Genomic DNA, 21,653 nt, shown 5'->3' on the forward strand with positions numbered 1-21,653 from the left:
GATTCCCCTGAACGCGGCACATCACCGGGCGCGTCCCCGCCTTGGCCGGCGCTGCTCGCGCTGATCGGGTTCGTGGGGCTCGCGCTGCTCGTTGGCGGCGCGTCCGGCGCGATCACCGAGATTTCGGTGCATGATTGGTATCCCTCGCTCACCCGTCCGCCCGGGACGCCGCCCAACCGGGCTTTCCCGGTGGTCTGGTCGGTGCTCTATGTGCTGATCGGCGTTGCCGGCTGGCGGGTCTGGCGCGAGCCGCGCGTCGTGACACCCCGGCGGGCGCGGGCGCTCAGCCTCTGGGGCTGGCAATTGCTGTGCAATGCGCTCTGGACGCCGGCGTTTTTCGGGCTCGAAAGCCCGCTCGCCGGCCTTGCGGTGATGGCGGCGCTGATCGTCATGATCGCCATCACCATCGTCGCTTTTTCGCGTATCGATCGGCTTGCCACCACGTTGATGCTGCCTTATGCGGGCTGGGTGCTCTATGCTGCCTATCTCAATGCCGGATTTTGGTGGCTGAACTGAAGGAGCGAGAGGGTTCAATGCGCGTTTTTGCCGATCATCGCTCGCGATGGCGCGCCGGTGCGATCGCGCCGGCGCTGGCGTTGGCGGCGCTGCTCGCGACGGGCTTGGTGGCGAATGGCGCGTTCGCGCAGGTGGCAACCCCTGTCGGCGGCGCGGGCGGCGCGCCGGGGGGCGCGCCGGGGGGCGCCGGGCCGGCCGGCTCCAACGCCAGCGACAAGGAAGCGCCGGCGCTCGCGCCCGCCTTGCCGGGCGCGGTTTCGACCACCGATCAGGTCGCGCCGGCGAGCAAGCCGGCGGCGGAAATGTCCCCCAATGACGCGCTGTTTGACGCGATCGAGCGCGGCGATCTCGCGGGCGTGCGCGATGCGCTGTCGCGCGGGGCGCAACTGAACGCGCATGACGTGCTCGGCGAGACGCCGCTCGAGCTTGCCGTCGATCTCGGCTGGCATGCGATCGCGTTCACCTTGCTCTCGATGCGTGGCGCCGCCAGCGGCGATGACAACGCGCAGAATGGGGTTGCGGATATTTCGGTGCTGAGCCGTTCGGAGTCCAAAATGGCGGCGCTGACGCGGCTGCCGGACGCGGCGCCGCGTGGCGGGCACGCGGCGCCGGCCGGCGCCATCGCGACCGGAATTGCCTTCACCGGCACGCCCGACCCGGGGGCGGGCTTTCTCGGCTTCGCGCCCCCCCATTGACGCCGTGCCCGCGTGCCTTGCGTTTTCTTGGAGGAGATAGGGTTCGATGACGAACGGAAAGCGAAACCTGGCGCGTCGGCTGGTGGCGGCTTGGCTGGCCGCGCTTTGGCTCGCGCCCGCGTTCGCCGCCGCGGCCGAGCCGTGTGCGCGGCCGGCGGACAAAAGCGCGTTCGATGTCGCGGCCTTGAAAAGCCGCCTGATGATCACCGCGCTGACCTGCAACGCGCACGAGAAATACAACGATTTCGTCACCCGCTATCGCCTGACCCTCGATCAGCAGGACAAAATCCTCGACGCCTATTTCGCCCGCGCCTATGGCCGCGCCGCGCGCAAGCGGCATGACGATTACACGACGCTGCTCGCCAATACCCTCTCCGAACAGGGGTTAAAGCAGGGCACGCAGTTCTGTGATCAGAATCTCAACGCCTTCGCCCAGGTGATGGCGCTGCGTGACGGCGCCGCACTCCCCGATTTCGCCGCCGGGCAAGCGATCGTGCAGCCGATTTCGCTCACCCTCTGCCCGGCCGCGCCGGCCGGTAAAACCAAGGCGAAGACGCAAGCGCAAAAAAGCCAGACGCAGAAATCGTCGTCCTGACCGGCGCCGCGACAAAGCGGGCGTGCCCCGTCAGGCCGCAGCGCCGCTTTCGATCGCCGCCAGCACGCTCTCGGGCGTGATCGGCAGCGCCGCAACCCGCGCCCCGAGCGGCGAGAGCGCGTCATTCACCGCGTTCAAGACCGCCGCCGCCGCGCCAGCGGTGCCGGCTTCGCCCGCGCCTTTGGCGCCAATGGTCGACTCGGCGGTGGGCGAGCAGAGATGGGTAATGTCGATATCCGGCATTTCGGCCGCCATCGGCACCAGATAATCGGCGAGGTTGGCGTTTTGCAGCTGCCCCTCGGCGTCATAGCGGCAGTGTTCGAACAAGGCGGCGCCGAGCCCCTGCACCACGCCGCCGCGGATCTGTTCATCGACGAGGCGGGGATTGATCACCCGGCCGCAATCTTCGACCACGAAATGGCGGAGCAGCGTGACCGTGCCGGTTTCGCGATCGAGTTCGAGATAAGAGCCTTGGACGCCATTGGTGAAGGCGAAGGGATATTCGCGCGGCACGTAATGGCGGGTCGCGATCAGCTCCGGCTGGAGGCCTTCGGGCAGGGTGTCGGGGCGGAAATAGACGATGCGCGCGAGTTCGGCGAGATCGAGCCGCCGATTGCCCGTCTCGCGATCGACGATGGCGTTGTCGCGAATGTCGAGAGCGTCGGGCTTGGCTTGCAGGATGGCGCCGGCGATGGTGAGGATCTGCGCGCGCAAAGCGGCGGCGGCGCGCCAAGCGGCTTCGCCGGCGATGCCCGCCCCGCGTGACGCCCAGGTGCCGCCGCCATAAGGCGTCATATCGGTATCGCCGAGGACGACGCGCACCCGCGCCATCGTCACCCCGAGCGCGCTCGCCGCGATCTGCGCGATCATCGTCGCACTTCCCTGGCCCTGCTCGGTGACGCTGCTTTGGAGGGTGACGTTGCCGCTGGCATCGAGCCGGACGACGGCGCCATCCTGGGAGGAAATCCGCGCGCCGCCGACGCCATAAAACGCCGCGCCGGGATTGGTGATTTCAACGAAGCTCGCAATCCCGATGCCGCGCAGAATGCCGCGCTCGCGCAGCCGCGCTTGCTCGCGGCGCAGGGACGGATAATCCATCATCGCCGCGATCTTCTCATGGGCGGCGTGATGCGACAGCGCTTCAAAGCGCAGCCCGGCCGCCGAGGTGCAGGGATAGGCGTCATCGGCGATGAGATTGCGCCGCCGCATCGCCAGCGGATCGAGCCCGAGGGCGGCGGCGGCGCGGTCGATCAGCGATTCCGTCACCGTGGTTGCGATCGGGTGGCCGACGGCGCGATATTGGCTCATCGGCGTCTTGGTCTGAAACACCACCCGGGCGCGCGCCCGGTAATGGGCGAAATCATAGGGGGCGCCGACGAGATTGACGACCTGATTGGCTTCGACGGCGCTGGTGCGGGGATAGACGGAATAGGGGCCGATGCCGGTGAGATCGTCAATCGCAAAGGCGGTGATGCGGCCATCGCGCATGACGCCGAGGCGGGCGGTGACGCGATGGTCGCGGGCGTGAATGTCAGAGGCGAAACTCTCCAGCCGGTCGGCAACGAACTTCACCGGCCGGGCGAGGAGGCGCGCGAGGGTGACGGTCGCCATCTCGTCGGGATAGGCATGGACCTTGATGCCGAACGAGCCGCCGACATCATGGCAGAGGATGCGCACTTGCGCTTCGGCAAGGCCGAGCTGGGTCGCATAGATGTTTTGCAGCATGTGCGGCGCTTGCGTGCCCTGATGCACCGTGAGCCGCTCGGCCGCCGGATCCCATTCGGCGAGCACCGCGCGCGGCTCGAGCGTCACGCCGGTATGGCGGCCGAAGGTCAGGGTCTCGGTGATCACCTGGTCGGCGCTGGCCAACGCGTCATCGACGGCGCCGACCTCGAGCAGGCGTTCGAAGGCGAGATTGTCGCCGAGTTCGGGGTGCAGCACCATGGCGCCGGGGGCGAGCGCGGCTTCGGGATCGGTCAGCGCCGGCAGCGGCTCATAATCGACGACGACCAGCTCGGCCGCGTCTTCGGCGAGCGCGCGGCTTTCGGCGACGATGGCGGCGACGGCCTCGCCCTGCCAGCAGGCGCGCTCGATCGCGAGCGGGTATTGCGGCGGCGATTTCAGCCCTTTGAGATGGCTGAGCACGCCGACCCAGGGGCGGACATGCGCTGCGAGATCGGCGCCGGTGAACACCGCGGCAACGCCCGCCAGCGCGCGCGCCGGCGCGGTGTCGATCGCGCGGATGCGGGCATGGGCGTGGGGTGAGCGCAAAAAAACGACATGCAGCATGCGCGGGACGACGAGATCGGAGACGAAACGCCCGCCGCCGCGCGCGAGCCGCGCCGCATCCGGCCGCGGCACGGCGCGGCCGATATAGGAATTCGGCCGATCGAGCGGCGAAAGCCCGCCTGTCCCGCTCATCCGCGATACCTCATCCGCCAGGTCTCATCCGCGATACCCCTCAGCGGCGACTTTCCCCCGAACCGGCGCTCACGCCAAGCGGAAAATCAGCGATCCATGATCGACCGCCGCATCCGAGCGGCTTGCCGCTCCTGCGCGCTCTATGGTAAGGAGCCCCCGCGCACTCGCCAAAAGGCCGGCTTTGGGGGATAGTTTAGCGGTAGAACTCCCGGCTCTGACCCGGGCAGCCTTGGTTCGAATCCAGGTCCCCCAGCCAATCAGCCGATCGGCCAATCAGCCAATCAGCCGATCCATGGCAAACGCCGGGGCTAGGCGCCGCTCGATGCGCTGTCGCGGCCAAGGATGATCGCGGCGGCGCGCAGGGATCACCAAGGCTCAATACCGCAAGGCGGCATTCACGCCGGCCAAGGCCGCCGCGCCCGGGCAGAGGGCAGCATCGTCCAAAGCGTTGAGCGGCGTTGCCACCGTATTGAGATGGCGGTGGAGATCCTCGGGCTCAGGGGTGACATAAAGCAGGCCGGTGACGATCTCGCCGGCCACGGTCCGCTCCTGCAGATAGGCGAGCGCGCTGGTGCGGTCATGCGGATTGTAATCGGCGGCGAGCTTGCGCAGGCGCAACACGCCGCCATCATGCTGCACCACTTCCTCGACCGCGCCCGGCGCGTACTCGGCGGTGATGGCGGCGCGGGCGGTGATGTAATCGAGCCGGTTCACCGCCTCGTTATGTTCGCGCACATAGTCGAAGCTCTTGGTGCTGCCCGGGTGGTTGTTGAACTGAACGCAGGGCGAGAGACAATCGATGAAGGCGGCGCCAGGATGCTGGAGCGCCGCCTTGATCAGCGGCACGAGCTGTTCCTTGTCGCCGGAGAAGCTGCGGGCGACGAAGGTTGCCCCGAGCTGCAACGCCAAAGCCACCAGATCGACTGCTGAATCGGCGTTGGTGACACCTTTTTTGCTCGTCGAACCGCGGTCGGAGGTCGCCGAGAATTGCCCCTTCGTCAAGCCATAGACGCCGTTATTCTCGACGATATAGGTCATGTTGATGCCGCGCCGCAGCCCGTGCGCGAATTGCCCGAGGCCGATCGAGGCCGAATCACCATCGCCCGAGACGCCGAGATAGATCAGATCGCGATTGGCGAGATAGGCGCCGGTCGCAACGCTCGGCATGCGGCCATGCACGGAATTGAAGCCGTGCGCCGCGCCAAGGAAATAGGTTGGTGTTTTCGACGAACACCCGATGCCAGAGAGTTTCGCGATACGGTGCGGCGGCAGCGACAGCTCGAAACAGGCGCGGATGATCGCGGCGCTGATCGAATCATGGCCGCAGCCGGCGCAGAGCGTGGAAATCGCGCCCTCATAATCGCGCCGCGTATAGCCGACCGCGTTGGTCGCGAGTTCCGGGTGATGCAGTTGCGGTTTCGGCAGGAAACTCATGGGGTGTGGTCCGATGCAATGCCCCCGCGTGAGCACGCGGCGAGGAGGGGGATGAGAGAGGGAAAAGACAGCGCAGCCCAGATCATGGCGCCGCCTTGCGCAAGGGGACGACGTTGCTGGCACCGCCAATCGTGCCGCCGATGGCGTCGGCGATGAATTCCGCGGTGATCGGCGTTCCGTCATAATGCAGCACCCGCACCAGACGGGCGGGATCGATCTCGCCTTCGAGGATCAGCAGCGCGCGCAACTGCGCATCGCGGTTCTGCTCGACGACGAAAACCTTTTCGTGTTGCGCGATGAAGGCGAACACCTCGTCATGGAAGGGAAAGGCGCGGATACGCAGAAGATCGAGGGGCACGCCGTCGGCCGCCAGCATATCCGCGGCTTCGTTCATGGCAGGCGCGGTCGAGCCATAATAAATCGCGCCAAATGGCGCCGGCGTTGCGGCGTCACGCCGCTCCGGCCGCGGCACGAGTGCCTTGGCGGTTGCGAATTTGCGGAGCAGCCGCTCCATGTTGCGCTGGTAGGCATCGCCCTCTTCGGTATAGCGGGCATATTCGTCGCGGCTGGTGCCGCGGGTGAAATAGGCGCCCTTGGTTGGATGCGTGCCGGGCAAGGTGCGATAGGGGATGCCGTCGCCATCGACATCGCGATAGCGCCCGAAATCCCGGCCCGCTTCCAGCTCCGCCGCCGTCATCACCTTGCCGCGATCCATGCGCCGCGCATCGCTCCAGGTGAAGGGCGCGCAGAGGCGTTCATTCATGCCGATATCGAGATCGAGCATGACGAAAACCGGGGTTTGCAGCCGATCGGCGAGATCGAACGCCTGCGCGCCGAACAGAAAGCATTCGTGCGGGTCTTCAGGAAACAGCAGGACATGCTTGGTGTCGCCATGCGAGGCATAGGCGCAGGCCATCACGTCGCCTTGCTGGGTGCGGGTTGGCATGCCGGTCGAGGGGCCGGCGCGCTGGACGTCGAACACGACTGCCGGAATCTCCGCGAAATAGGCGAGGCCGAGAAATTCCTGCATCAGCGAGATGCCGGGGCCGGAGGTCGCGGTGAAGGCGCGCGCGCCGTTCCAGCCCGCCCCGATCACCATGCCGATCGCCGCGAGTTCGTCCTCCGCCTGCACGATCGCGGCGCGCAGGCGCCCGGTTTCGGGCTCTTTGCGAAAGCGATTGGTATAGCGCGTGAAGGCTTCGGCGAGCGAGGTCGAAGGCGTGATCGGATACCAAGCGCAAACCGTCGCGCCGCCATAAATCGCACCGAGTGCGGCGGCACTGTTGCCGTCGATGAAAATACGCTCGCCGACCGCCTCCGCACGCTGCACGCGCAAGCCGATCGGGCAGGCGAAATGCGCGCGCGCATAGTCATAGCCGAGCCGCATCGCCGTCACGTTCGGCGCGATCAGCTTCTCCTTGGCTTTGAATTGCTCGGCAAGCAAATGCTCAAGCACCGTCGGCGCGATGTCGAGCAAGGCGGCGAGCGCGCCGACATACATGATGTTTTTGAAAATCTGTCGCTCGCGCGGCTCGGCGTAGGTTTCGTTGCAGAGCGCCGTCAGCGGCATGCCGAGAACCGTGATATCGTCACGCAGTTTGCGCACGATCCGGGTCGAATCATAAAACAGATAGCCGCCCGGCTTGATCGCGGCGAGATCGCGCTCCCAAGTCTGCGGGTTCATCGCGACCATGAGATCAGTGCCGGCGCGCGCGCCGAGATGGCCGGATTGCGAAACCCTCACCTCATACCAAGTCGGCAGCCCTTGGATATTGGAGGGAAAAATATTGCGCGGCGTCGCCGGCACGCCCATGCGCAAGATCGCGCGGGCGAACAGGGCATTGGCGCTGGCCGAGCCGGAGCCGTTGATATTGGCGAAGCGGACGATGAAATCATTGATCTGGGGTGCGGCGGTCATGGCGGCGCTCACAGCGCAGGCGCGGGTTGCGGCGCGCCGACTTGCGCGAGATCGAGCAGAAAACGCTGCATATCCCACGCGCCGGTCGGGCAGCGTTCGGCACAAAGGCCGCAATGGAGGCAGACATCCTCGTCTTTCGCCATGATGCGGCCGGTTTTCAGCCCATGCGCGACATAAAGCGCCTGCTCGAGATGATGCGCCGGCGCGTTGAGGCGGGTGCGCAGCTCGGCCTCCGTCCCATCGGCGGTGAAGGTGATGCAATCGACCGGGCAGATATCGACGCAGGCATCGCATTCGATGCAGAGTTTGGCGGAGAAGACGGTCTGCACGTCACAGTTGAGGCAGCGCTGCGCCTCCTTGAAGGCAAGCTCAGCATCGAAGCCGAGTTCGACCTCCGCCGCGATGTCGCGAAGCGCCCTCCCTTTTTCGATATGTGGCACTTTGTAGCGGAGATCGATGGAGACGGCGTTGTCATAGCTCCATTCATGAATGCCCATTTTCTGGCTGACCAGCGCGACATGCGGCGGCGGCCGGTCATGCGGATCCTGGCCACGCAGCATGAGGTCGATCGATATCGCCGCCTGATGCCCGTGCGCGACCGCCCAAATGATGTTTTTCGGCCCAAAAGCCGCGTCCCCGCCGAAAAACACGTGCGGCAGCGTCGATTGCAGCGTCACCGGATCGAGCACCGGCAGGCCGTTGCGCTCAAAGGCGATGCCGGCGTCGCGCTCGATCCAGGGGAAGGCGTTTTCCTGCCCGATCGCGACCAGAACGTCATCGGCGGGAACGAACGCGTCGGGCTCGCCGGTCGGCACGAGATGGCGGCGGCCATTTGCGTCATACTCGGCGCGCACGCGCGTAAACGTCATGCCGACCAGCCGGCCCTGCTCATGCACTACCGTTTTCGGCGCGAGATAATTGAGGATCGGGATGTCTTCGCGCATCGCGTCCTCTTTTTCCCAAGGCGACGCCTTCATCTCCTCAAAGCCGGAGCGGACGATGACGCGCACCTCCTCGCCGCCCAAGCGGCGGGCAGAGCGGCAGCAATCCATCGCCGTATTGCCGCCGCCGAGCACGATGACGCGCTTGCCGATCGCCTTCACATGGCCGAAGCTGACGGAAGCCAGCCAGTCGATGCCGATATGGATGTTGGCCGCCGCCTCGGCGCGGCCGGGAACCTCGAGATCGCGCCCGCGCGGCGCGCCGCAGCCGACGAAAATCGCGTCATACCCCTCCCCGAGCAAGGTTTTCAGGCTGTTGACGCGTTCGCCGAGCCGCGCGCGCACGCCGAGATCGAGAACATAGCCCACTTCCTCGTCGATCACCGTCTCGGGCAGGCGAAAGCGGGGAATTTGGAAGCGAATGAAGCCGCCGGCCTTCGCCTCGCCATCGAAAATCGTGACATCGTGGCCGGCGGCGGCGAGATCGCGCGCGACCGTGAGCGATGCCGGCCCGGCGCCGACGCAGGCGATCCGCCTCCCCGTCCGCGTCGCCGGCGGCCGCGGCATGCGCTCCGTGATATCGCCCTTATAATCGGCGGCGACGCGTTTGAGGCGGCAGATCGCGACCGGATCCGCCTCCACCCGGCCGCGGCGGCAGGCCGGCTCGCACGGGCGGTCACAGGTGCGGCCGAGAATGCCGGGGAAAACATTGGATTTCCAGTTTACCATATAGGCATCGGCATAGCGCCCGGCGGCGATCAGCCGGATATATTCCGGGACTTGCGTGTGGGCCGGACAGGCCCATTGGCAATCGACGACTTTGTGAAAATAGTCGGGATTACCGATATCGGTCGACTGCAAGCGCGTTTCCTTCCGTTTGCCCGCCAGCCGTTTGCCCGCCAGCGCTCAGGGGGGCAGCCTATTCCGCGATCGCCTGCTTGCGATACGGGTGGCATATCGCCCCATTGTTGGTTTTAATGATAGCGAGGTTTCGCCTGCGCCGAAAGAGCGGGCGGCAAGGCAAGCGAAGGGCTGGGGTGGGGCAGAAACGCCTTTTTGCGCGGGCCTGGCGCGCGCCTTGGGCCAAGCCCCGGCATGCTCGCAAGGCTGCGTCTCAATCCTGGCATGGCTCAGAGGGCATGGCTCAGCGGGCATGGCTCAGCGGGCATGGCTCGCGCCGCCGGCGCCCGGCGCGGTTTAGCGCCTCACGCCGCTGCGGTCAGGCGCTTGACGAAGGCGGAGAGGCGATGGCGGCGGAGCTCGGAGCGGGCGGCGGCGTCGTTCGTCATATAATTGAGCTGGATGACGAAGCGCTGACCGATGAAGGTTTTATGGCCGTGCCAGGCCGTCGCGCTGTTGGGAAAGACGAGCAGGGTGCCGTTCACCGGCGGCACCTCGACCGCGAAATCCTCGAGATCGCGGCTGCGGAGCAGGCGGAGGCAGCCCTCGTGCTGGCCCCAGGACTCGTCTTCGGGGTTGAGATAGAGCAGCACGGTGACGCGTTTCGCGGTCGAATCGCAATGGATATGCCCGTCGCGCTCGGTGGATTGGCCGCGCAGCGTCACCATCGTCGGCGCGTCATCGAGGTCGAGGCCGAACCGTGTCGCGATGGCGGCGCGAAACCGCGGGCCCTCGAGTTCGCCGACCAACGCCGCGGCCGCGGGGCCAAGCGCCAGGGAGGCGATCGGGAACGAGCCGCGCTTGGTCATCCGCGGCAGATCACCAAACACCGCCGGCAGCGCCGGCTCGGGCACGAAATGCGGCACGACGATATGGGGGAACGGGTCGGTCGCGACCGGCGCGACGCTCAGGCGCTCGTAATCGAGGAGGGTCATGGCGGGCTCGCTCAGGGTTGTCTCGCCACGCTTATATAGCACGGTTCGCGGCCACTTCATCCACCGCGATTGCCCGCCGCCGGCGGTGGCGCTATGGGCCAGGCCAGCATGGATGACCAGAGCCGACCATTGCGGGCCGAGCAAGGCCCGCTTGCCGCCTATCGTGCCCGCCTCGCCGAGGGCGTTCTCGCAACCGACCCCGCCCAGGCGCTTCTGGCGGAGCGGCTGCAGGACCTATGGGCGCGGCTTCGCGATTATGACCCGCAGCCACAGCCGGCGAGCAACGGGCTGCTCGCGCGTTTCCTCCGCCGCAAGCCGGCCGAGGGCGCGCCCGAGGAACGGCCGCACGGGCTTTATATCGTCGGCGAGGTCGGGCGCGGCAAATCGATGCTGATGGACATGTTTTTCGCGAGCGCCCCCCTCCAGCGCAAGCGCCGCCTGCATTTCCACCGTTTCATGCAGGATGCGCATGCCAGCGTGCATCGCTGGAAGCAGCGCCACCCCGAGGGCGCCGACCCGATCCCGCCGCTCGCCGACGACATCGCCGCCGGCGCGGCACTCCTCTGTTTTGACGAGTTCCAGGTCAATGACATCGCGGATGCGATGATTCTCGGCCGCTTGTTCGAGGCGCTGTTTGCGCGCGGCGTCGTCGTTGTCGCGACCTCGAACACCTTGCCCGACGATCTATTTCGCGGCCAGCCCGGGCGCGACGCCTTTCTCCCCTTCATCGAACTGATCAAAAGCCATCTCGACGTGCTGGTGATGGAGGGGGGGCGGGATTGGCGGCGGCGGCGGCTCGAGAGCATGGCCGCCTGGCTGGTTCCGGCGGATGCGCGGGCGGAGGCGGCGCTCGATGAGATTTTCGCGACCCTCGCCGAAGGGGTGGCGCCGGCGCCGGCTCGCCTTCACGTGATGGGGCGGCGTTTCCTGGTGCCGCTCGCCGCGGGGCATGTCGCGCGCTTCGATTTCGCCACATTGTGCGGCACAGCCCTCGGCGCCGGCGATTATCTCGCGCTCGCGACCCATTACCAGGCGCTGGTGCTCGATGCCGTGCCGCGTCTGTCGCCCGATAATTTCGGCGAGGCGCGGCGCTTCATCACCTTGATCGATGCGCTCTACGACCATCGCGTCAAACTCTTCGCCTCCGCCGCCGCGCCGCCGGACGGACTCTATCGCGATGGCGAGGGCGCGCGCGCCTTCGAGCGCACCGCCTCACGGCTGATCGAAATGCAAAGCCGCGCCTATCTCGCGCTCAGCCATCTCACGTGACGGAAAGCGAGAGCGCGAGCACGCGCATCGCCGCCTCGAGCCGCGCCCAATCGACGCCCGCGGGGTCGGCCCCCGTGGCGCGGAGCCAATCGGGCGAGAGCAGCGCATAGGCTTCCTCGGCGTAGGTTGCCCACCATTCCCAGGTCATTTGCTTGAGCGCGCCCCAGGTCACGCAGATCGGCCCGATTTCGTTGTAGCCGACGAGCGGCACGCAGTGCCCACCCCACGAGCCCGGCGCATCGGAGATGGACGCCCAGACGTCTTCGTTCTGCGCCGAAAGCGGCAGCGCGACGCCGGCGTAGAGATTGCCGAAGGTCGCGACCGCCCGCCGCACGGCGTCGAGATCACGCGGGTCGACCGAAGCCGCGCCGGTGAGCGTGTCCGGGCCACCGTCGGGGGTTGGCATCCCGGTCGTCGCCCAATAGCGGAGCACATCGCCACAGAGCGCGCCGCGATCGGTCGCGGGATCGCCGGGCACGTAGCCAGAGACCGCGCTGTAAGCGGCGAGCACTTGCGCGTCGTCCATCACCACCGGGTGCGCGTCGGTGTAAGACGTCCATTGCTGAATGACGTGGCCGACGGCCGCGCAGGCGCAATCGCCAACCTCATCATTCGCCAGCATCGGCCACGCATTGATGCGCGAAAACCAATCGGCGGACGCCGGGCTTGCGAGGGGTGCCGCGAGATAGTCGCGGAGCGGCGCAAGACGCGGATCTTGCGGCGCGCGCACGCGGCCGAGTTTCATGTTCGAATGGTCGGTCATAGGGCTTTCTCCTCGCGCCCGCAGCGCCAGCTTTGCAGGCGGTAGCTCGGATGATCGCGCAGCCAGCGCTCGGCTTCGGTCTGCCCGGCAAGCAAACAAGCGATCGGGGTTGGGAACGGCGCGGCGAGCGTGCGCGTCTCGCACGCGGGCGCGCTCATCAGGCAGACGATGAAAGAAAGCGTGATGGGGTCCATAATTGGGTGTCCTCGAAGGGCGCGAGCGCGCGCTCATAAGCGCCGATGTGATGATCGGCGAGCGGATCGTCCGCCGGGGTGCCGATCTCGATTTGGCGGCGCGGGTGGAGATAGACGCCTGGCAGCCACGGCACATCCGGCACCGGATCGTCGCCGTTGCGATAGCTGCGGACGGCAATCGGTGAGAGGAGGCGCCGCAGTTTCCACGAGCCGCAACGCGGCGCGCCGAAGGTGACGACGGCAGCCGGCGGCGTCCGTCGTGCTACCAGAATGCCGGCGAGCAGGAGCGCGAGCGCGCCGCCGAGCGAATGGCCGACGACGATCGCGCCGCTGAAATTGACGGACGCCATCGGCGCGCGCCGGTAAAGCGCCCAGGCGCCGGCGCAAAAGCCGGCGTGGCAGATCCCAAGCGTTCCATCCCACGTCGGCCACGCCGCAAAATCGCGCAGCCACTCGCCGATTTCGCGCTTGGTGCCGGGGATCGCGAAGATCGGACGCTCGTCGACGAGGGTGTAAAGCGCCGAGAGTTCGCCGGCGAACCAGGTTGCACGCGTATAGCTCTGCGCGACGAGGCGGCAGAGATCGAGATCAGACGGCATCGAGCAGCCCTCCCGCCGCAAGCGCGATGCGGCAAATCCGAAGACGCCAGCCCGCGAGAAAGCGCGGGTCGTCGGGAAGCGCCGCGAGGCGCGCGGCCTGAAACCTCGCGCAGAGCCCGAGCAAATCTTTGCGGCGTGCTTCGAGAGCGGCGAGCGTCACGGGGCCAATCACGCCATCGGTCGCCACGCCGAGAGCCGCTTGCAGCCAGCGCGACGCTTCCGCGACCCCGTCATTGACCGCAGCATCGAAGACCAGCATCGCGAGCGCCGGCGGCAGCTTGTCGCCCGCGATCGGCGCCCAGTAATCGCGGGCATAAATCGCCTTCGCGTCCTCGAGCGTGAGGGACGCGATATCGAGCCCGGGATAAGCCGCTGCACTGATCCCGAATTTCGTCCCACGACAGGCACCGCGCCCGACGCTGCCGCCGGTCCAGTTGCCGGGATCGTCGGGGTCGGCGGAAAAGCCGCCTTCCTCGCCGATCGTCTCAGCGAAGCAGCGCGCGAAAACCTCAGTGGCCAGCACGGAAGTCTTGCGCCTGCTCGGCGAGCACCCGCTCGGCCTCAGATGCTGTCATCGCCGCACTGGCGGCGGCTGGCGCCGGCAGCCCAACGGCGGATTCGAGCACCGGCAGCATGACATTGGCGGCGGCGAGAATCTCGGGCACCGGCGCCGGCAGCGTCGGCACCTCGGAAAGCGCCGCGACCATGGCATTGACGGCAGCAGCGAGCTGCGCCACCTCCGGCTGCGCCGCGCTCGCGCTGGTCGCCTGCGCCACTGCCGCCGCCGCCGCTTGCACCGCCGAAAGCGCGTTATCGAGCTGAACGAGTTGGGCTGCGCTCAAGACATTGGCGTTGCGCAAATCCTTGGCGGCGGCGGCAAGGCCGGTTGCGATGTTGTCGGCGTCGGTCGCAACCGTCGGGAGCGAGACCGCGCCGTTGACGCAGGCCCCGAGCAGGAAAGCAGCGCCGGCGAAAGCGGCGATGGGGAACAGACGCATCAGTGTTTCTCCTCGGATTGGGGGGCTTGGGATGGCGCGCCGAGCTGCGCGGCAAGCTGCTCTGCGGCGCGGGCGAGAGTCTCCGCGTCGGCCTTGGCGGCGTTGTTGTCGGGCAGCAAAATCGAAACGACCGCGCCGACGACGATCGGCAGCGCCGCCGCCCACGTCATTTGCTTCGTCAGCACCGCCTCGAGCGCACCACACAAAGCGGCAAGGCCGGCAACCGTGCTCGGTTGCCGGAGAGTGTCACGAACAGTCATGGAAACTCCTCTCAGCGCGTCGCGCCATCCAAAGGCCGTGGATGGGCAGTCAAAATCGCGGTATCGAGTCGTGTGTTGATTTGGCTGAGGGCGGCGTTGATCTGCGCGATCACCGCCCGCTCGGCATCGACGCTTTCATCGATGCGCCGGCCGATCCCGGCGAAGCGCTCGGCTTCGTCGGCGCGCGCGGCGATCAATTGCTGCTGCAAACTTTCGATGGATTTCTCGCGCAGCGTGATCTCGGCGGTGATCCGCTCCTCCTCATGGCCGACGGTGACGGCGACGTAAAACACCGAACTGATCACCGCGCCGACCATACCGAGCAGCGACAGAAGATTGCCAGCGGTGACGACACCATCAAAGCGGACGTGATGGTTTTTGCCGTCTTCCATCACGCGTCTCCGGCGCCGGCGAGACACGTATCGACCGGTGCGCCATTGAACTCGGGCAAGCGGCGCGGGTTGCCGTCACGCGCCTCGCTCGCGGCCTTGGCAAGCTTCGCCTTGAGGGCTGAGTAAAGCATCGCCGTGGTGATCGCATGCCAATCCGTCCCCGGCGGGAAATCGGCGAGCATCAACGCATAGCATCGCGGCGTCCCGAGCGGGTTACACCCGGCGCGCCGCGCCGCCTCCGAGACATACCCGGCCAGCGCGATTTCGATGCGTTTGGCATCGAAGAAATCCTGGCGATGGACGATGCGCCAGTAGGTCACTGGCGCGCCGGTGTGATCGGGATCGAGCGATTTCGTCAGAGCCATCGTGGAAACTTCCTATTGCAGGCGCGCCCAAAGCGCGCTGGTCGCGAAGAAAATGAAGCGGGCGGCGCTGTTTGCCGAAAGCGCCGTCGGCGCACCGGAAATCGTCTGCCCGGTATTGGCGTTGAGGGTGAGCGCGGTGATGGCGGGGATGGTCGCGATGGTCACTTCCTGGCCATCGATCGGTGCCGCCGGCAGGGTGACGCTCAGAGCAGCCAGCGTCGCGCTGCCGGCGATCTGCAACAGCGAACAATTATTTGGAACGACGAGCGCGGCACCGCTCGCCGGCGTTTGATAGCTGTAGGATTGTTCGGCGCGCGCCCCGAGCAGCGCGACCGGAGAGCCGCCGGCGCCGACGGAGCCGAGCGCAACCGCGCCGTCGCCGGCGCCGGCGAGTGTCACGCCGTTGGCGGCAAGCGCGCCGGCGCTGCTGATCGCCGCCGGCGCGCTCGCGCTGCCGGGTGTGAGGTTCAGATAATTCGCGAAGTTGGCGATCGGCGTGAGACGGGCGGCATCGGCGCCATTGGCGGAAAAATGCAGAACGCCATTCCCCTGTGTTGCAAGCGCGAGATCGACAGCAGCGTCTGCGCCCGCGCTCGCAAGGCCCGGCGGCGCGCCGTTTCCGGCGCCAAACAGCCGAAGCCCGTTGACCGCGCCCGCGACAACGCTATTGAGCGCCGGCGCATAGGCGTAATTCGGCTTGTCCCAGCCATTGCCGACATCATGGACGTTGGCGGACGCCGTCGTCGTGAGCGCCGCGACACTCAGCGTCTCGGTCGCGCCAGAGGAGGCGCTTGCGCTGACGCTGATGCCTGCTTGCGCTGGTGCGTAGAGCACGAGCGTCTCGGAATTGGGATGAGCGGTGACGAAAACCCCTGCGGCGGGCGCATAATTTCCCGAAAGCACGGCAAGCGGGCTTGCGAACGTCACTGCGCCGTTGAAGGCGATCTCGGCAGTGATGGCGGCACTGAGTGTCACCGTATTGCCGGCGATCGCAGTGATCCGCGCACCGGCCGGGATGGCCGCGTTGCCGTAGGCCACCATGCCAACCGCGAGCGCGCTTGCATCATAGAGCGTAAGCGTGCTCGCCCCCGCGAGTGCGGTCTGCAGGGTCGTCGCCGGCGCGATCACGCTCGCCGCCTGAACCGCGTTCGCAAGCCCAAGCGCCGCGCTCGCGAGAGTATCGCCGCTGACGAGCGTGTAGCTCACCGCAACCGGGCCGCCGATCAACGCGCTGCCCGATACCGTGAGCGTCAACACATCACCGGCTGTTGGCGCCCCGCCGATGGTGACGGCGTCGGCGGCAAGCAATCCGCTCGCGATCGCGCTCGCACCCTTGGTGTTGACCGAGCTGTTGCCCGCGAGCGTCAAAAGCCCGCCATTGGTTTCGATATCGATCGGCACAGCGCAGCCGGAAAAACAATTCCCGACAATGGTCGCTGCGAGAATGTTGCTGATCTGGACGCCGACACCGCCATCTTGCGGCAGAACATCATTGCCGATGAGAGAGAGACGCGCGTTCGGCGCATCGATGCGAAGAGCAGGTTGCGGCGAAATCACGCCGTTATGGGCATAGCGCGTGAGCTTGCTGTCGGTGATGCGAATCTCGTAGACATAATCGCCTTTGATGTCGAAAATCATGCCCTCGCAAAAACCGACCTCCATGTTGGCAACGGTCAGCATGAGATCGGCGCCGGAGGCCGATTCGTAAACATTCGGCGCGGGATTTTCGATCAGAAACAGCGGCAGTGGCGCCGAGGTGTCGCCTGTGATATAGCCATAGACGCTGAAATTCTCGAAATGCGTGGTTTGCAGGACGCCATGATTGACGACTTGCAAAACCGAGCCGATCGAGTCGAAATTCGTCTCGGTAAAATTTCCCGCAAGCGTGCCGCCATCGACGAGGATCGCGGTGCGATAGCCGAACACGAAATTACCGACCGCAATCGGCCCGCCATTGGTCGTCGAGGAGGGCGCGGTGGCGCTACCATTGCCGGAAACGAGCAGCCAGACGCTCCGCGTTGTCGCGTAATTGCGGAGATAGTAGTTATTCTGAATGGCTTCGAACGTGGCACCACCGGCGAGCGCCGCCAGCGTCGGCACGGTGATGGTAACGGTATTGCCCGAGATGCTGGCGATGGTGGCATTATAGGGAATAGCGCCATTGCCGCTGAGCGGCATGCCGGGCACGAGATTGGCGACGCTGTTGACCGGGAGCGCCGTGCTGCCGGCGGCAACACCGGCGGCGAGCGTCAGCGTGACCGCAACCGTTGCCGCGGCACCGCCGCCATAATGCAGCATCTCGTCCTGGAACACGCCCCAAGAAAAGAAATTGTCCGACATGAAGATGATGTCGGCGACGTTGGGAAGATTGAAACAAACATTGAGGGCGCAAATGCGGTTGCGCGTAAACATCACATCGCCGACCGTGGTCGACGCCGGAACCGCGAAGAAATCATAGGCGTTGGTGACCTGATTGTCGGTGAACACCACGTCAGCAACAGCGGAAATCCCGGTCATGCCAAGAAATAGCGGCGGATAGACGATCGGGCCGCTCGGCTGGTCGACCTGGTTCGGGTAGTAAAAACAAAGGCGCTCGATCAGCACCGAGGCGCCGATCAGAAACGGCGATTGCGCCGTCGCGGTGATCCAGATCTGGCTGCCGTTTTTGCCATAGGGATAGCCGAAATCGGTGCCGCCATCGCCGATCAGGGCAACGTTCTGGAGCGTGATTTGAGCGGCGCCAGCAAGCAAAATCGGGCCACCGGCCGGGATATAAAGCGCTTTGTTGGCAGCGCTTGCGGCGGCGACGGCGGCGGCGAACGCCACCGAATCATCGGTTGTGCCGTTCCGCGCAAGGCCAAAATCATTGACATTGATGCGATCGGCAAAGCGCGCGGCAAGCGAACGTGCCGTCGTGGTCGCGTTTGCGATCGCCGTCGCGCTGGAGAGATCGGTCGCGCTGACGCTGCCGCCGCTGATCGCGACGGCAGACGCGCTTTGTGTCGCGAGACTCCCAAGCCCGAGATTGCCGCGCGCCAGCGTCGGATTGGCGAGATCGGAGAGATTGTTTGTGCTCTGCAACGCACCGGTCAAGCGCGGATCGTTGCCGGCGGCAACTGTTCCCGCCGTCGTGCCGATATTTGCCGAAAGCGTCGCATTGGCGAAAGTAAGACCATTGCCGATCGCGATCGTCTCCGGGCTCCCGGCCCCGAGGCTCGCGCGCCCGAGCAGCGAGCCGGTCGGCACGCTGAGCGCGGGCTCGGTGCCGGCGAGCAAGGTGGCAACCGTGACCGAGCTGGTCACGCCATTTTGCTGCAAGGGCAACTCGTCATCGGAATTGACCGAGGTGACGGTGGGCAGTTGCGGAATGGTGGGCATGGTAAGCCTTTCGTGACGGGTCGCGAAATCAGGCGACGGCAACCCAGCCGGTTGCCGCGGTTCCGGTTTGCTTCACCCAGAATGTGCTGCCGACACCGCCGGCGAGATTGCGGTAATCAGAGCCAGGTGGCGCGGCGATGACGCCTTCCGGCGAGCCGGTGCCGATGGTCGAGATCACACCCTCGGGCGCGGCGTCAGAGGTGATGCGAAGAACGCCTGCGCCATTGGGATGAAGGCGCACATCGCCGCCATTGACGCTGCCGAACGTGACCGATCCATCCCCAGGAAACGCGAAATAGCCGCCGAGCGGCACGATGCCGGCGCGCCACGCGCCATAGGTCACCGTCCATTCAACATCACTATTGGCCGGCACCGTGAGGTCGAACAATGTCCAGTTTTCCTGAAACGGCGCCGAGCCGACGCGGGTAAACACGACGGCTTCGTTGCAGCGCGTGCGAAGCCGCCGGCCGGTTGGCAGCGGCGCCGAGACATAGGCGGTTGCGGCGGCCCCGGTGCCGTCACCGCTAATAGTGACCGGAATGGACGCCCCGATCGCGCCATAGCCACTGCCGGCATTGGTCAGCGCGATGCCGATGATCGCGCCATTGCGAATGAATGCGATCGCGCTGGCGCCACTGCCGGGCCCGCCGATCGCGACAGTCGCCTCGGTATAATTCGCCCCACCTTCGATGACGCGAACGAAGCCGATCGCACCCGCCATGGCATATTGTGAGGAAGACACCATGCTGGCGATCGGCCCGGTGACCGTGGTGATCATGACCTCGTCAGCAATGTCGGGAAATACCAGCGTTTGCGGCCCGCTGCCGCTGGCGAGCGGATTGATGGTAAGAAGCGCCGTGTCGTTCCAGGAGTTGCCGGAGATCAACACAGAATCGGTGGCGGCCGTCAGGCACTGCGCGATCGTCGCCGCACCCGTCCCCATGAAGCGGTTGTTCCGTATGACGACGTTCTCCGGCCCATCGCGCAGAACGATGCCGCCGCCTTGCGAAAACCCGATCCAATTGTCGCTGATGGTGAGGTTCGTGCAGCTGATACCGAAATTGTTGCCGTGGCCGTCGGTTTCGACATTATTGACTTGAATGGCCCAGAGCGTGCTCCCCTGGATACGGTTGCGCGAGACCCGCATATTCTCGCTGCCGCCAGGATTGATACCGATCGCAGCACCCGAGATGAAATTGCCGACGATATCGCCATGGATCGCGCCACCCGAATCGATGCCGTAAGGCGCCGTGCCGCTAAGCCAGACGATGGTATTATTGCCGATCAGACTGTAGGCGGTATTGGCGAGCAGACCCGCACCATTGGCGCCGTTATCAACAAGCATGTTGCCGGTGACGGCAAGCGCCTGTCCCGCAACGGCGATGCCGTAATCGCTATTGTCATGGCAGATATTATTGGCAACCAGAATCGCCAGCGCGTCGGGATTGGCATTGCCCCAGACCGGCGGCGTCGTATTGCTCTGGTTGAAATTGCCGATCGAGATGCCGCGCTGATTGTTCCAAGCGCGGCAATTGGCGACAAGGCAGAGATGAAGTTTTTGAAGGAAGTTTGGATCGGTGTAGTCGATGACGATGCCATAGCTGCCATTGTCATGGGCGCGCGTTCCGGTAATCGCAACCCCCATCACCGCCTGCACCCAGATCCCATGGATCGCATTGCCATAGGCTTCGCAATCGCGAATTTCGTATTGCACGCTCTCAGGATCGGAGGCCTGAATGACGAGGCCGGAGCCCATCGTCGGCCCGCCGGCGCCGGTGAAAACGCAGGTCTCAAACACCGCCTTGGTGCAAGCAGGCGTAACCAGAACCGCCCAGCTATCGGTGGTGATGGTGGCGTTGGCGTCAAAGATGATGCCGGCGGCGTAGAACGCGGCACTCGAGATCGATATCCACGCATCGCCGGTGCTTTGCGCGCCGCGGCGGAGGATCGTCTGCCCGGGCGCGCCGAGGAGAACGGCGCTCGCGGTGTTCGGCGTCCATTGGCCGGTCAAGAGATAGGTCTTCGGGCCAAAGCGCAGCGGACGGCCGGAGGCAAGGGCGGCGTTGATCGCGGCGGTATCGTCGGTCACGCCATCGCCCTTGGCGCCGAAGCTCTCGACGCTGACGCTGTCTTCGAGAAACTCTCCAAGCGTGCGGCTGGCGGTTGCGCCGTTGGCGACGGCGACCATGCCGGAGGCGGAAATATTGGGCAGTGTCGCGATATTTTGCATGAACTGCGCGTAAGGCACCGCGACATTGCCGCCGTTCTGCCCGAGCGGGACGAGATCGCCGGGCTGTGGCGCGATCCCGGCGCCGAGTGCCGGCACCGAATAGGGCGCCGCCGCGGCGCTCAGAACGCCGTTCGCGAGCGAGAGATTGGCGCCGATACCGATCGCTTGCGCGCCGCCGACGCCAGGGCCAGGATTGCCGAGAAGCGCGTTGGCGCCAAGGGCAAAGGCGGGCTGCACGCCGGCCAATATCTGCGCGCGGGTGACCTTGCGGGTGATGCCGTTCTGGCTCGTCGGATATTCGTCGGTGTCGGCCGCGGAGATCGCCGGCGGCAGGGCGTCGATGGTCATCATGCTCAGCTGCCCGTGATCAGAATCGGATTGCCGTTTTGATCGATGAGAATGAGGCCAGTGTTGGTGATCAGATCATCCGGCAGAACCGGCAGCGAGGAGAGGGAATAGACCGGCAGCAAAATGCTGCGCGCGAGCGTGCGGCCGGAAAAGGTGGTGATCGTGACAGTGACGGTGTAAACCGTGCCAGATTGGCCAGCAGCGAGCCAGAGAACCGCGATCGCGCCATTGGCGAGCGCGGAATTCAGCGTGAGATCGCCGGGATTGTCGGGCGCGATGGTCACCGAGAGCGTCGAGATCCCGTCGCCAGGATTGCCCGCGAGCGCTGCCGAGACGTCGAATTGATAGTCGAGAACATCATTCGGGTCCTTGAGCGGCCAGATCGGCAGGGCCGGCACCGCCGGCTGGGTTCCGCGTGGCACCGGGACGAAACCGTCGAGCACCACCGTGCGCGCGGTCGAGGGCTGCCAGACATGGGTTGCGGGCGTGGACATGGCGTTCT

20 protein-coding genes and 1 tRNA gene are annotated in these 21,653 nt (G+C 65.8%); 5 read left to right on the top strand and 16 right to left on the bottom strand.

What is annotated here, in order from left to right; translation table 11 throughout:
• The first annotated feature begins 72 nt into the window (after positions 1-72).
• Genes DEF76_RS01830 through DEF76_RS01840 form a run of 3 tightly spaced genes read left to right on the top strand, consistent with a single transcriptional unit; the run spans position 73 to position 1,806 of the window.
• A complete protein-coding gene (locus DEF76_RS01830) occupies positions 73-516 on the top strand; it encodes a TspO/MBR family protein (protein ID WP_240319079.1) in 444 nt (147 codons plus the stop codon).
• Between the two features lie 17 nt (positions 517-533).
• Positions 534-1,211: an ankyrin repeat domain-containing protein gene (locus DEF76_RS01835; protein ID WP_114910867.1), complete on the top strand. Its 678-nt coding sequence runs from the start codon at positions 534-536 to the stop codon at positions 1,209-1,211.
• 46 nt (positions 1,212-1,257) lie between these two features.
• Positions 1,258-1,806, top strand: coding sequence for a hypothetical protein (locus DEF76_RS01840; protein ID WP_114910868.1), 549 nt, complete (start codon positions 1,258-1,260; stop codon positions 1,804-1,806).
• Between the two features lie 30 nt (positions 1,807-1,836).
• Here the strand turns inward: DEF76_RS01840 and DEF76_RS01845 are convergent, their stop codons facing one another.
• Positions 1,837-4,227, bottom strand: coding sequence for a xanthine dehydrogenase family protein molybdopterin-binding subunit (locus DEF76_RS01845; protein WP_114910869.1), 2,391 nt, complete (start codon positions 4,225-4,227; stop codon positions 1,837-1,839).
• 182 nt (positions 4,228-4,409) lie between these two features.
• On the opposite strand from DEF76_RS01845, the gene DEF76_RS01850 reads away from it, so the two are divergent.
• Positions 4,410-4,483, top strand: a tRNA-Gln gene (locus DEF76_RS01850).
• A 119-nt stretch (positions 4,484-4,602) separates the two neighbouring features.
• Here DEF76_RS01850 and DEF76_RS01855 read toward each other — a convergent pair.
• From DEF76_RS01855 to DEF76_RS01870, 4 genes are all read right to left on the bottom strand, one after another.
• On the bottom strand, positions 4,603-5,661 hold the full coding sequence (locus DEF76_RS01855; RefSeq protein WP_114910870.1) for a 2-oxoacid:ferredoxin oxidoreductase subunit beta: 1,059 nt from the start codon (positions 5,659-5,661) through the stop codon (positions 4,603-4,605).
• Between the two features lie 82 nt (positions 5,662-5,743).
• Positions 5,744-7,579 carry a 2-oxoacid:acceptor oxidoreductase subunit alpha gene (locus DEF76_RS01860; RefSeq protein ID WP_114913597.1) on the bottom strand — a complete coding sequence of 612 codons (1,836 nt, stop codon included), beginning with the start codon at positions 7,577-7,579 and terminating at the stop codon, positions 5,744-5,746.
• An 8-nt stretch (positions 7,580-7,587) separates the two neighbouring features.
• On the bottom strand, positions 7,588-9,381 hold the full coding sequence (locus DEF76_RS01865; RefSeq protein WP_114910871.1) for an FAD-dependent oxidoreductase: 1,794 nt from the start codon (positions 9,379-9,381) through the stop codon (positions 7,588-7,590).
• A gap of 344 nt (positions 9,382-9,725) precedes the next feature.
• A complete protein-coding gene (locus DEF76_RS01870; RefSeq protein ID WP_114913598.1) occupies positions 9,726-10,355 on the bottom strand; it encodes a 2OG-Fe(II) oxygenase family protein in 630 nt (209 codons plus the stop codon).
• A 108-nt stretch (positions 10,356-10,463) separates the two neighbouring features.
• On the opposite strand from DEF76_RS01870, the gene zapE reads away from it, so the two are divergent.
• The gene (gene zapE, locus DEF76_RS01875; RefSeq protein WP_114913599.1) at positions 10,464-11,624 is read left to right on the top strand and encodes a cell division protein ZapE; all 1,161 of its coding nucleotides are present in this window, start codon (positions 10,464-10,466) and stop codon (positions 11,622-11,624) included.
• Here zapE and DEF76_RS01880 read toward each other — a convergent pair.
• From DEF76_RS01880 to DEF76_RS01930, 11 genes are read right to left on the bottom strand one after another with little or no spacing between them, the layout of a single operon-like run.
• The gene (locus DEF76_RS01880) at positions 11,617-12,387 is read right to left on the bottom strand and encodes a hypothetical protein (protein WP_114910872.1); all 771 of its coding nucleotides are present in this window, start codon (positions 12,385-12,387) and stop codon (positions 11,617-11,619) included. The two genes, zapE and DEF76_RS01880, sit on opposite strands and share 8 nt — an antisense overlap.
• Positions 12,384-12,545 carry a hypothetical protein gene (locus DEF76_RS01885; RefSeq protein ID WP_205216074.1) on the bottom strand — a complete coding sequence of 54 codons (162 nt, stop codon included), beginning with the start codon at positions 12,543-12,545 and terminating at the stop codon, positions 12,384-12,386. The genes DEF76_RS01880 and DEF76_RS01885 overlap by 4 nt, the downstream gene beginning before the upstream one ends.
• Positions 12,545-13,180 carry a lipase family protein gene (locus DEF76_RS01890; RefSeq protein WP_114910874.1) on the bottom strand — a complete coding sequence of 212 codons (636 nt, stop codon included), beginning with the start codon at positions 13,178-13,180 and terminating at the stop codon, positions 12,545-12,547. Before DEF76_RS01890 ends, DEF76_RS01885 begins: the two co-directional genes overlap by 1 nt.
• Complete coding sequence (locus tag DEF76_RS01895; RefSeq protein ID WP_114910875.1) at positions 13,170-13,703, bottom strand: glycoside hydrolase family 108 protein; 534 nt, start codon at positions 13,701-13,703, stop codon at positions 13,170-13,172. The genes DEF76_RS01890 and DEF76_RS01895 overlap by 11 nt, the downstream gene beginning before the upstream one ends.
• On the bottom strand, positions 13,690-14,178 hold the full coding sequence (locus tag DEF76_RS01900) for a hypothetical protein (RefSeq protein WP_114910876.1): 489 nt from the start codon (positions 14,176-14,178) through the stop codon (positions 13,690-13,692). The genes DEF76_RS01895 and DEF76_RS01900 overlap by 14 nt, the downstream gene beginning before the upstream one ends.
• A complete protein-coding gene (locus tag DEF76_RS01905; RefSeq protein WP_114910877.1) occupies positions 14,178-14,438 on the bottom strand; it encodes a hypothetical protein in 261 nt (86 codons plus the stop codon). The genes DEF76_RS01900 and DEF76_RS01905 overlap by 1 nt, the downstream gene beginning before the upstream one ends.
• Positions 14,439-14,449: 11 nt before the next feature.
• Positions 14,450-14,830 carry a hypothetical protein gene (locus DEF76_RS01910; RefSeq protein ID WP_114910878.1) on the bottom strand — a complete coding sequence of 127 codons (381 nt, stop codon included), beginning with the start codon at positions 14,828-14,830 and terminating at the stop codon, positions 14,450-14,452.
• On the bottom strand, positions 14,830-15,195 hold the full coding sequence (locus tag DEF76_RS01915) for a hypothetical protein (protein WP_114910879.1): 366 nt from the start codon (positions 15,193-15,195) through the stop codon (positions 14,830-14,832). Before DEF76_RS01915 ends, DEF76_RS01910 begins: the two co-directional genes overlap by 1 nt.
• A 12-nt stretch (positions 15,196-15,207) precedes the next feature.
• Entirely contained in the window at positions 15,208-18,573 is a 3,366-nt protein-coding gene (locus DEF76_RS01920; RefSeq protein WP_114910880.1) for a beta strand repeat-containing protein, read from the bottom strand.
• Positions 18,574-18,601: 28 nt separating this feature from the next.
• Entirely contained in the window at positions 18,602-21,154 is a 2,553-nt protein-coding gene (locus tag DEF76_RS01925) for a right-handed parallel beta-helix repeat-containing protein (protein ID WP_114910881.1), read from the bottom strand.
• Positions 21,155-21,156: 2 nt separating this feature from the next.
• Complete coding sequence (locus tag DEF76_RS01930) at positions 21,157-21,645, bottom strand: phage fiber-tail adaptor protein (RefSeq protein ID WP_114910882.1); 489 nt, start codon at positions 21,643-21,645, stop codon at positions 21,157-21,159.
• Positions 21,646-21,653: the final 8 nt, after the last annotated feature.

Source organism: Acidibrevibacterium fodinaquatile, from assembly GCF_003352165.1.
GTDB classification, from domain to species: Bacteria; Pseudomonadota; Alphaproteobacteria; order Acetobacterales; family Acetobacteraceae; genus Acidibrevibacterium; species Acidibrevibacterium fodinaquatile.